This window comes from Vibrio alginolyticus NBRC 15630 = ATCC 17749 (assembly GCF_000354175.2).
Classification (GTDB): domain Bacteria; phylum Pseudomonadota; class Gammaproteobacteria; order Enterobacterales; family Vibrionaceae; genus Vibrio; species Vibrio alginolyticus.
This window is the reverse complement of sequence record NC_022349.1, coordinates 2844276-2856561: the sequence shown is the minus strand read 5'-3', so window position 1 is coordinate 2856561 and position 12286 is coordinate 2844276. Positions and strand designations below refer to the sequence as shown.

At 45.9% G+C, this 12286-nt stretch carries 5 protein-coding genes; 2 read left to right on the top strand and 3 right to left on the bottom strand.

From position 1 onward, the window contains the following. Position 1: 1 nt before the first annotated feature. The 3 genes from arcB to N646_RS13115 all read right to left on the bottom strand — a co-directional run bounded on the left by arcB (position 2) and on the right by N646_RS13115 (position 5334). Positions 2-2356 (bottom strand): aerobic respiration two-component sensor histidine kinase ArcB, encoded by a 2355-nt coding sequence (arcB, locus tag N646_RS13125; RefSeq protein WP_005381826.1) that lies wholly within the window; start codon positions 2354-2356, stop codon positions 2-4. A 237-nt stretch (positions 2357-2593) separates the two neighbouring features. After that, positions 2594-4339, bottom strand: coding sequence for a sensor domain-containing diguanylate cyclase (locus N646_RS13120; protein ID WP_017821471.1), 1746 nt, complete (start codon positions 4337-4339; stop codon positions 2594-2596). A gap of 35 nt (positions 4340-4374) precedes the next feature. Beyond that, a complete protein-coding gene (locus tag N646_RS13115) occupies positions 4375-5334 on the bottom strand; it encodes a TIGR01212 family radical SAM protein (RefSeq protein WP_017821472.1) in 960 nt (319 codons plus the stop codon). A 551-nt stretch (positions 5335-5885) separates the two neighbouring features. Between N646_RS13115 and gltB the strand changes: the two genes are divergently transcribed. After that, the gene (gene gltB, locus N646_RS13110) at positions 5886-10436 is read left to right on the top strand and encodes a glutamate synthase large subunit (protein WP_017821473.1); all 4551 of its coding nucleotides are present in this window, start codon (positions 5886-5888) and stop codon (positions 10434-10436) included. Beyond that, entirely contained in the window at positions 10436-11905 is a 1470-nt protein-coding gene (locus N646_RS13105; RefSeq protein ID WP_017821474.1) for a glutamate synthase subunit beta, read from the top strand. The genes gltB and N646_RS13105 overlap by 1 nt, the downstream gene beginning before the upstream one ends. The last annotated feature ends 381 nt before the right edge of the window (positions 11906-12286 follow it).

The window sequence follows — 12286 nt, the reverse complement described above, 5'->3', positions numbered from 1 at the left end:
GTTATTTCCTTTGTTCCAACCAACTTTTGAGGACTTGAATATCGTTTTGGTATTCATTTTTGATCTCTTCAACCCAGTCTGAAATGTTTTCCCACCATGCTGGCATATCGGGCGATTGCGCTTTTTGCGCCACACTTTGGATACGTTTCAGGCCAATTGAACCTGCAGCACCTTTGATTTTATGCGCTTCAGAAACAATCCCATCTTGATCTTTCGCTGTCATGTTCGAATCTAAGACATCGATATAGTCTGGCATCATATCTTCAAACATTTTTATGCTGTCGTAGACAGGTTTTGCACCAACAATGTCGACGTAAGACTCTAACATATCCATATCGAGCAAATGTGTCTCAATCACAGGAGAAGGCACTGGCTCTTCCACTGTTTCGGGACCGCTCACCACTTCCTTAGGTTGTTCTAACTGGTGAGCGAAGAATTTATCAATCACTGACTGAATAGCATTCACTGCCAGCGGCTTACTGATCGCATCATCCATGCCGTTATCTAAGTATTCACGACGATCTTTCATTACATTAGCAGTTAAGGCGACCAATGGAGGAAGATTGTTATAATGCTTGCGGTAATAATTGGCGACATCAAAGCCCGTCATATCAGGCAGTTGGATATCCAACAACGCTAAGTCGTATTTTTCTGGCACAAAGTTCACTAACGCTTCTTGGCCCGTCATTGCCACGGTGACAGAGTGCCCTAGGCTCTCTAGTAACGATTTAGCCACAGTTACGTTAAGCTCGATGTCTTCGACCATAAATATGTTGAGGCGCACATTGTCGCGTTTCGCATCAATGACTGGCTCAGCTAGTTCAACAATCGGAACGTGGATCGATACAGTAAAAGTGCTACCAAAGCCTTCCTCACTGGTAACCGTAATGTCACCATCCATCATATTGATCAGTTGCTTAGATACCGCCAAACCAATACCTGTACCGACCGCATGCAGGTTGTCCTTGCCTGATTTCACTTGGTAGTACATCGCAAAGATCTTATCTAGCTCTTCGTCTGGGATACCAATACCTGTGTCTTCCACTTCCATAATAATGGTCGCAAAATCGTCTTCGACATCCGCGCTCACTGTCATCACAACGCCACCTTCCTTGGTGAACTTCATTGCGTTGCTGACCAAGTTCCAAATCACCTGACGTAGACGGGTTGCATCCACTTCAATTGCTTTTGGCAAGTCGCTTAAACGTTCTAAGTCAAAGCGTAACCCTTTTTGTTCCGCCATCAGAGCTGAGATACTCTCAATCTCTGCGACGAAGTCTTCGAAGTTAAGTGGCGCAGGTAATAGTTCTAACTTACGGCGATCAAATTTATCCATATCGATAATATCGTTGAAGATGTTACCTAGAGTAATCGCACTCACATTGATGGTCTGCATGTGTTTACGCTGCTCTTCTGTCAACGGACTATCTAGAAGCATACGACTTAAGCCTACAATGCCATTCAGCGGCGTTCGCAGCTCATGACTGATGGTTGAGATGAAGGTAGTTTTGTCGCGGCTTGCTTTCTCTAACGACTCTTCATGGCGCTTACGTTCAGTGATATCACGACCGAACCCAACGAGACCAAGGTGGCGGCCATCTTTGCTGTAAAATGGCACTTTACGCAGCTCAAAGTAATGCTTGCGACCATCTGGGTATTCGAGCCATTGCTCGTAAGTAATTGCTTGATTATCGGCAAAAACCTTTTGGTCAGTATCAACGATATGCTCGGCGATTTCTTTGCTATACACATCCCAAGGGCTTAACCCCACCAATTGATGTTCTTTCTTCCCAGTTAGCTCTTCCATCGCGCGGTTACAGCCAGAGAAAACACCATCGGCATTGCGGTAGTAAATCAAGTCTGGAGACGCATCGATAAAAGAACGTAACAGCGCCGTACGCTCGGCAAGCTCAAGCTGAGTACGTTCACGTTGGAAAACTTCATTCTCGAGGTCTTGCATCGCCTCTTCACGTGCTTCTTCCGCTTTAATACGCTCTTCAATTTCTTGGTTAAGCTTTTCAATGTTTTGTTGAAGTTGGTAATTCAACTCTTGATCTCGCGAACGCATGTCCTTCAGTTTGGACACCAGCTTAGTTAAACGCTGGCGAGACTCTTCTAGTTGATCGACAACCACAGAGAGGAAGTAAACCGCCCAAGGGGTGATCAATAGACCAAAAAACACCGAACGGACAATGTCGATATCATCTACTCGCCCTTTGAGAGCTAAAGTAATCCCTACCTGCACCACAACAGCTAATGCCACCAGCGCAAGGGCTAGCAAAATAGAGAAGCGAACAATCCCCAGTTTGACTAGCAAGTCGACATAATACTGGGCGAGATTTTTCATGGGTTTCATTAACTACTCCATGGTGGTGGCTAGATAGCGCCATTCGATGATGAAAAACAGGTAAATGCACTCGACCTAACGCAATTTAGGTCTGTTTGATTAGTGAAAAACACACGGTGCGATCTACGCTTGTGACACGAGATAGAAAGATAAACCAACGAGCGCACAGGCTTGTGTAAGTTTAACGTGTTTAATACGGTGATTTAAACAATCAGCTATCAACTTAGAGCAAGCGGTCACAAAGCGTTAGCAAGAACTGGGGTGAATACAGGTGCGATTACGTCCATCAGCTTTAGCTTGGTATAACGCACTGTCAGCCATAGCGATGCCCATTTCGGGTTCATCACCATGCTGAGGAATGTAAGAGACCAGACCGATACTGACGGTAAGGCGTTCAGATGCTTCTGAACTGTCGTGTTCCATATCAAGCTGTAGAATTTTCTCATGAATACGCTGCGCTACGTTGCGCGCACCTTCCGTGGTGGTATTCGGCAATATAAAACCAAACTCCTCGCCACCATAACGCGCAACACAATCCGAAGAACGATTGATGACTTGTGTAAACACGGTAGCGACACTGACTAACGCTTCATCACCTTGTTGGTGACCGTAACAGTCGTTGTAATCTTTGAAAAAGTCGATGTCACATAACATGATGGTGAGCGGCAGCTTTTCTCGAGCGTGGTGGTACCACAATACCTGCAGCTGTTCGTCGAAACGGCGTCGGTTCGATACTTGAGTTAAGCTATCCATAAAGCTCAATTTTTCTAACTCTAGGTTGGCTTTTTCCAACTTTTGTTCTGCAAGATAACGCTCAGAAATATCACGCGCCATGATCAGCACACCATTCGTTCCTGATGCTTTATCTTTAAAAGGCGATTTCACCACATCAAACCACGTACTTTTACCATCACTACTCACGACTTTATCTATGTATCGAACTGGCTCTAACTGGCGTAATGCTTCTAAGTCACTGTCTGCTAAGCGCGCGTACATCTCTTTAGGAATCACGTCTTGGAGGCGCTTACCTATCAAATCAGAAATTTTTGAAATGCCTAACGCCTTAACAAAAGGCTGATTACACGCTTGATAGACCATGTTCTCATTGAAAATACCAATAGAGTCCGGACTGGCATCCAGAATCGTTTGTAAGATAGTATCTCTTTGCGCTAGCGCCACCTCTGTATCTTTGCGACGCTCCATTTCATCTCGCAGATTCTGTTGCATCTTGTGCCATTCAGTCACGTCATGACTAATAGACAGCGTACCGATAAGCTCACCACTCGGCGAAACAAGAGAGTTTTGATTGACTTCCAATAAGCAACTTCGACCTTGTGGATCCGTTGTCCATTTACGTTCGCTTTTTCTGGTCATCTCACCCAAGGTCTTGGATGCGCAAGCTTCTTCCCTTCGCCCTTGCCAGAATTGATCAAATGCTCGATTGGTCGTTAACAGATTGCCTTGGCGGTCTTGGGTATAAATCAGCTCTGAAAGTGAGTCTAATGCCGAACGTGCGATGATTAATTGTGCAAGTTCTTGTTGCTGCTCTTGGTGAGTGGCTTGATATGGCTGAGCATAAAGAATCCAAACTCGATGATTGCGCAATAAACTCTTTCTGCCTGACAGCTCCACTTTAATAGATTCACTATCAGATAGTCGCCAGTCAAAAGCCTGCTGACGAAAATGACGACTAGAGAAGCGATCGAGAAACTGCTCAAGCTCATGAATATCGAATAAAGCAGGATACAAATACCCCGTTCCCAAAGAGCGAATGCCTAATAACTGCATCGCAGCCTGGTTAGATAGCAAGAGCTGAGCATGGCTAGTGTCCACCACTATGACTGGATAGGGAGAATCCGTTACTAGTTGCTTAAGTGACGTCTGAAAGTGCAAATAGATCAGTGCTAACGCGCACACGCCTGCGATTAACAACAAGACGACATAGCCATAACCGCCTTGACCACCCCAAAGCCAATTGAGTAACTGATCCATCGTTTAAACCTTCAAAGAACACTGGTTAAAATATATCAGTTATTTATTGAGCGATCTGCTATTAATTCCGGTTTAGTATAGATAAAGGTATTCCCCGTAAGACTCCCTTGAGCACCATGAGCACTGAGATCTCGACCAATTTCCGTCATCGCTAGCCAACGGTTTTCACACCACAGAGGCGATAATAACGTGGGCCTCCTAGCTGCTGATGAAACGCGATGATAAATCACATCTGGTGGTGTCATACGAATCATTTCACTGGCGATCGCAACATATTCTTCTAATTCAGGGGCTTCTAGCTTTCCAGCACGCCAAGCTTTCGCCATGGTGCTACCTTCGACAATATGCAAGCCATGTAACTTGATGCCATCCGTTCCCACGGTCAACACTTTTTGCAGCGTTTCAATATTTTCGGCGCGGGTTTCTTTGGGTAAACCCACAATTAAGTGAGTACAAACCTTGATTCCGAGTGTTCGAGCACGCTTAGTGATTTCGGCATAACACTCAAAGTCATGACCACGATTGATACGTTTGAGGGTGTCATTGTTTGCGGTTTGAAGACCTAGTTCTAGCCAAATTTCATAACCTTGCTGTACATAGCCCGACAGTAAATCCAATACCGCATCAGGGACGCAATCAGGACGCGTCCCCACACAAAGACCAACCATGTCTGCAGCCTTTAGTGCTTCCTCATACATGTTTTTGAGAACTTGTACTTCTGCATAGGTACTGGTGTAGGCCTGAAAATAAGCGAGATACTTCTTCGCTCTGTGAATTTCACCTGCGCGATCTTTTAACTGTTCGTGAATGCTTTTTATCTGGACTTCTTCATCTGCAAACGAAGCCACATTGCAAAATGTACATCCTCCCCGCCCAATCGTGCCATCGCGGTTAGGGCAACTAAATCCACCGTGCAATGTTAACTTATGAACCTTTTCACCGTATCGACGCTGAAGATCTTGGCCGATTGTATTGACCAACTCATGTAACTGCATAAATTCTCACCAACAATAAATCGTAATCAATCTCACTACGATCTGTGTAAATAAATTACATCCCTGCAAGAAAAAACACACAATATTAATCAATTCAAACACCCATCATGCGGGTCAAAATCAATAAACTTGCATAATTAAAGACAAAAATCGTTCATGTTGCGTAAATGTTAAACTAAAAATGCATAATTAAACGAAAAAATTGGGTCACAACGCCGAGTTTTTCATTGCATTCTGAAGTGACAAAATTGTAGGATACTTACACAACCCCGTTATTTTTGTGACTTTTATTACAAAGCACACTGCGGGATTTGTCGGTGTTATCCCACTCCTACCTATATAAATCACTAGATAGTGATAATAAATAAAGGGATACCACCAAGGATTGTTTTTCTCGCAAAACTTTTCCTGCGAGATACGGAAAGGAATCAAGACCGGTCAACCTAGATCGGTGGCGATAATAAATATAAAGGACAAGACGTAATCAATAGTCTAGGTAGTATTTGCTGCCCGGTACTTTTGCGTCGACATTGAACTGGAAGGATGTATCTATGGTAGATAGAGAGCAAAATCCACAGGGTCTGTACACTCCGGAACTGGAGCATGACGCTTGTGGTATCGGTTTTGTTGCTCACCTTAAAAACCGTAAATCTCATGAAGTAGTGACTCAAGCATTGGATATGCTGGCTCGCATGGAACACCGTGGTGGTCAAGGTTGTGACCCATGCAGCGGTGACGGTGCGGGTATCTTGCTACAAAAACCTCATGAATTCCTATTAGAAGAAGCCGTTAAGCTAGGCATTAAACTGCCTTCGTTTGAAAAGTATGGTGTTGGTGTCGTTCTTTTCCCGAAAGACGAATACAAACGCGAGCAATGCCGTGACATTCTAGAACGTAATGCACAGCGTCTAGATCTTGAAGTTATCGGCTACCGCGTTCTGCCAACCGACAACTCAATGATCGGTGCAGACCCACTAAGCACAGAGCCTCAGTTTGAGCATGTGTTTATCTCTGGTGGCCCTGGCATCACACCTGAAGAACTAGAACGCAAACTGTACGTGCTTCGTAACTACACTGTACGTGTTTGCCTAGAAAGCGTTTCGAACATTGGTGACGACTTCTACATTAACTCTATGTCTTACAAGACATTGGTGTACAAAGGTCAGTTAACGACCGAGCAAGTACCGCAGTACTTCCTTGATCTGCAAAACCCGACCATGGTGACTGCACTGGCACTGGTACACTCTCGTTTCTCTACCAATACCTTCCCGAAATGGCGTCTTGCACAGCCTTTCCGTTACATTGCCCACAACGGTGAAATCAATACAGTTCGCGGTAACTTGAACTGGATGAAAGCCCGTGAAGCAATCCTAGAATCAGACCTGTTTACTCAGGCTGAAATCGACATGCTTCTTCCAATCTGTCAGGAAGGCAGCTCGGATTCATCTAACTTTGACATGGCACTTGAGCTCCTAGTTCTGTCTGGTCGCAGCCTGCCACACGCATTGATGATGATGATTCCGGAAGCATGGCAAGAAAACAAAAACATGGATCCTAAACGTCGCGCGTTCTATCAGTACCATGCGAACATCATGGAACCATGGGATGGCCCGGCTTCCGTATGTTTTACTGATGGTGTTCAAGTTGGTGCGACACTAGACCGTAACGGTTTGCGCCCTTCTCGCTACACAGTGACCAAAGATAACTTCCTAGTGATGGCATCTGAATCTGGTGTTGTGGATATTGAACCAGAGAACGTAGAGTTCCGTGGTCGTCTACAACCGGGTCGTATCTTCGTTGCAGACCTAGAGCAAGGTCGCATCATCTCCGATGAAGAAGTGAAAGACACCATCGCAACGGCACAGCCTTACGAGAAATGGGTAGAAGAAAACCTACTGAGCTTGAAGAAGCTGCCAGATGCGAGCAACCAGTTCAGCCAACCTAAGCCAGAACACCTTCTACACCGCCAACAAGCGTTTGGCGTAAGCACTGAAGAAGTGAACGAAATCATCGTTCCAATGGCGAATGACGCGAAAGAGCCATTATCAGCAATGGGTGCCGACTGGCCTCTTGCGGTTCTATCTCATCAGTCTCAACATCTTTCTAACTACTTCAAGCAGCTGTTCGCACAGGTAACCAACCCACCGATCGACCCGATCCGTGAGCGTATGGTTATGTCGCTGAACACTTACTTGGGTAAAGACCAAAACCTTCTGACTGAAACACCACTTCACTGTCAGAAAGTCGAATTAGAATCGCCGGTTCTGGCGAACTCAGAGCTTGAAAAACTGCGTGCGATCGATAACGAGCACCTACAAGCGAAAACGTTGGATATCGTATTCCAAGCTAGTGAAGATCAAGGCAAACTTGAGCGTGCATTAAAACGTATCTGCCAATACGCAGAAGACGCGGTTATCGATGGTTACTCAATCATCCTACTCACTGACCGCGCAGTGAATTCAAACCACGCGGCGATCCCAGCAATGCTGGCAGTTGGCGCAGTGCACCACCACTTGATCCGTAAAGGTCTACGTGCGAAGTGTGACATCGTGGTTGAAACTGGTGACGCGCGTGAAACGCACCACTTTGCAACGCTACTTGGTTACGGTGCGAATGCGGTTAACCCTTACCTAGTGATTGAAACCATCATTGAACTTCAACGTACGAAGAAGTTGGATCCAGAAGCGAACCCTCGTGATCTGTTCAACAACTACCGTAAAGCGATCAATGGCGGTCTTCTGAAGATCTTCTCGAAGATGGGTATCTCAACGCTACAGTCGTACCATGGTGCGCAAATCTTCGAAGCCTTGGGCATCCATAAATCCGTGGTAGACAAATACTTCACAGGTACAGTTTCTCGTATCCAAGGTCTAACCCTTGATGATATCGCCAAAGAAGTGCTGATCCGTCACCGCATCGGTTACCCACAACGCGAAATCCCAATTCAAATGCTGGATGTTGGTGGTGTTTACCAATGGAAACAGCGTGGTGAGAAGCACCTATTCAACCCAGAAACCATTTCTCTACTGCAAGAGTCTACGCGCAACAAGAACTACGATCAGTTCAAGCAGTACGCGACAGCCGTAGATAAACAAGGTGACAACGCAGTAACTCTGCGTAGCCAGCTAGAATTCATTAAGAACCCAGCAGGTTCTATCTCTATCGACGAAGTCGAACCAATTGAAAGCATCGTGAAACGCTTCGCGACGGGCGCTATGTCATTCGGTTCTATTTCTTACGAAGCACACTCCACACTGGCAGTTGCGATGAACCGTCTTGGCGCGAAATCGAACTCTGGTGAAGGTGGTGAAGACCCAATGCGTTTCGAGCGCAAAGAGAACGGCGATTGGGAACGCTCTGCAATCAAGCAGGTGGCTTCAGGTCGTTTCGGCGTAACCTCTTACTACCTAACTAACGCTGAAGAGCTACAAATCAAAATGGCTCAAGGTGCGAAGCCAGGTGAAGGTGGTCAGCTACCAGGCGATAAAGTAGATGACTGGATCGGTGCAACGCGTCACTCGACTCCGGGCGTTGGCCTTATCTCTCCACCACCACACCACGATATCTACTCAATCGAAGATTTGGCTCAGCTTATCTACGACTTGAAGAACGCGAACCGCGCAGGCCGTGTAAACGTGAAGCTGGTATCAGAAGCAGGCGTAGGTACGATCGCTTCTGGTGTCGCGAAAGCGAAAGCGGACGTTGTACTAATCGCAGGTTTCGACGGCGGTACAGGTGCATCCCCAATGTCTTCAATCCGCCATACAGGTCTTCCTTGGGAACTTGGCTTGGCAGAAACGCACCAAACGCTACTGAAGAACGGTCTACGTAACCGTATCGTGGTTCAAGCGGATGGTCAGATGAAGACACCTCGCGACCTTGCAGTGGCAACACTACTTGGTGCAGAAGAATGGGGCGTAGCAACCGCAGCATTAGTGGTTGAAGGTTGTATCATGATGCGTAAGTGTCATAAGAACACTTGTCCTGTTGGTATCGCGACTCAGAACAAGACGCTTCGCGAGCGCTTTGATGGTCGCGTTGAAGACGTCGTAACCTTCTTCCAATACATGGCACAAGGTCTACGTGAAATCATGGCTGAACTTGGCTTCCGCACTATCGATGAAATGGTCGGTCAAGGTCAGAAGCTGAAGATTCGCCAAGACATTTCTCACTGGAAATACAAGAACCTAGATCTGTCTCCTGTTCTCCACGTTGAGCAACCACGTGAAGCTGATGGTGTATTCAACCAAGCTCAGCAGAATCACAACCTAGAAGAAGTGCTAGACCGTAAGCTGATTAAAGCGGCAATTCCTTCACTAGAGAAAGGCGAAGCGGTGAATGCCGAGTTCCCTATCGTTAACACGGACCGCTCTGCAGGTACCATGCTGTCGAACGAAATCTCGAAAGTGTACAAAGATGCAGGTCTACCTAAGCCAATGAACGTGAAGTTCAAAGGTTCTGCGGGTCAGTCATTCGGTGCATTCCTAGCTAAGGGCGTGAAGTTCGAAGTGGAAGGCGACGCGAACGACTACTGGGGTAAAGGCTTATCTGGCGGTACCTTAGTACTTTATCCAGATGCGAAATCAAGCATTGTCGCGGAAGACAACATCGTGGTTGGTAACGTGTGTTTCTACGGTGCAACTTCGGGTGAGTCTTTCATTCGCGGTATGGCTGGTGAACGTTTCTGTGTTCGTAACTCAGGTGCGAAAGTAGTAGTAGAAGGCGTCGGTGACCACGGTTGTGAATACATGACTGGCGGTGCAGCAATTATCCTTGGTTCAACAGGTCGTAACTTTGCCGCTGGTATGAGTGGCGGCGTGGCTTACGTATGGGATAAATCAGGTGACTTTGAGTCAAAACTGAACCCAGAGCTAGTAGACCTAGACCCAATCGAGCAAGAAGACAGAGATCTATTACTCGACATGCTAACTAAGCATGTTCAATTCACAGGAAGTGAAGTCGCTCAGTCTTTCCTAGACAACTTTGAAGCAAGCCTAGCCTCTATGGTTAAGGTAATGCCGCGTGACTACAAAGCGGTTCTTCAAAAGCGTAAAGCTGAAGCACAGTCTCAAGGAAACGAAACTCAAGTGGAGGCCGTATAATGGGTAAGCCTACTGGATTTTTAGAGCATGGTCGTGAACTACCACAGAAGATCGACCCAGCTGAACGCATCAAGAACAACAAAGAGTTCGTTCTGAACGAGGAGTTTGGTGACAAGATCAATACTCAGGCTTCTCGTTGTATGGATTGTGGTGTGCCGTTTTGTCATAACGGCTGCCCTATCGGTAACATCATCCCAGAGTTTAACGATGCGGTTTATCGTGATAGCTGGGAAGAAGCATGGAACATTCTAAGCTCAACCAATAACTTCCCAGAGTTTACTGGTCGTGTTTGCCCTGCTCCGTGTGAAAGTGCTTGTGTACTTGGCATCAACCAAGACCCAATCACTATCTGTAATATCGAGAAAACCATCGTAGAAACAGCGTATCGTGAAGGGTACGCCAAACCAAAAACACCACGTTCTCGCACTGGTAAAACCGTTGCGATCATCGGTTCGGGCCCAGCTGGCCTTGCGGCTGCTGAGCAGCTAAACAGCGCTGGTCATACTGTAACAGTATTCGAGCGAGACGAGAAAGTAGGCGGTCTGCTACGTTTTGGTATCCCAGATTTCAAACTGGGTATGGACGTGATTGATCGTAAGATCAACCTGATGGCAGAAGCGGGTATTGAATTCAAAGTTAACCAACATGTTGGTGTTGATGTGAATGCTCAGCAGCTGCGTCAAGAGTTCGATGTGGTTCTACTGACTGGTGGTTCAACCGTTCCTCGTGATTTGCCCGTTCCGGGTCGTGAACTAAAAGGCGTTCACTTCGCGATGGAATTCCTAGGTCAAAATAACCGCCGTGCCAACGACATGGATCTTAAGGGTGAAGAACTTCACGCCGCGGGTAAACACGTTGTCGTTATCGGTGGTGGTGATACGGGTTCTGACTGTGTAGGTACATCAAACCGCCACGGTGCAGCAAGCATCACTCAGGTTGAAATCATGCCGATTCCACCAGAGAAACGTCCTGCCAATATGCCATGGCCACAGTACCCGATGATCCTACGTACTTCGACGTCTCATGAAGAAGGCGTTGATCGTCACTGGAATATCCTAACCAAAGAGTTCATCGGCAATGACAAAGGTGAAGTTACCGGTCTTCGTTTAGCTGATATCGTTTGGCAAGATGCGAAACCAGGCGAGCGTCCAAGCTTCAAAGAAGTAGAAGGCAGCGAGCGTGTGATTCCATGTGATATGGCATTTCTAGCGATGGGATTCCTACACCCTGAACCAACAGGCGTACTTGCTCAACTGGATATCGCACTAGACGATCGCGGTAACGTAGCAACTCAAGATTTTGCTACTAACCAAGAAGGCGTATTTGCTGCTGGTGATATGCGAACAGGCCAATCTTTGGTGGTTCGTTGTATCAATGAAGGCCGCGAATGTGCCCGTGCTATCGATGATTACCTAATGGGTGGCACAAACCTAGAAGCAAAAGCAGATTCACTGATGCTTTCTGCTTAACGAAGCAGTCATGCTTCTCTCTTTCAATTGCCTAATAGCCATCAGCAATATCGATGGCTATCGGTGAAGAAAGAAAACAATTCCTTCCAATCTTTCTATTTTGACCAGCATTTTATGCTGGTCTTTTTTATCTCCCACAGAATCAAATGTTACTTTTTTGTAACAATCAATTTTCTATCTATTTGAAATTATTAAACTATTTTAGCTTATTAAATGGTAAATCGTATATTCACGTGATGATCCACTAATAACTTGACCTTTTTTACAATAAGCTATAGCTTGTGAAGTTGATGAAAATAAAACACTCAAAAAATGTTAAATATTTCACAACTTTTACTGAATAATTATACATAAAGCTATAAAGATGACGCATGGTTAGTC

Excerpts from the sequence above, each read along its gene's own strand:
- arcB (WP_005381826.1), bottom strand. The coding sequence starts at position 2,356 with ATGAAACCCATGAAAAATCTCGCCCAGTATTATGTCGACTTGCTAGTC.
- N646_RS13120 (WP_017821471.1), bottom strand. The coding sequence starts at position 4,339 with ATGGATCAGTTACTCAATTGGCTTTGGGGTGGTCAAGGCGGTTATGGC.
- N646_RS13115 (WP_017821472.1), bottom strand. The coding sequence starts at position 5,334 with ATGCAGTTACATGAGTTGGTCAATACAATCGGCCAAGATCTTCAGCGT.
- gltB (WP_017821473.1), top strand. The coding sequence starts at position 5,886 with ATGGTAGATAGAGAGCAAAATCCACAGGGTCTGTACACTCCGGAACTG.
- N646_RS13105 (WP_017821474.1), top strand. The coding sequence starts at position 10,436 with ATGGGTAAGCCTACTGGATTTTTAGAGCATGGTCGTGAACTACCACAG.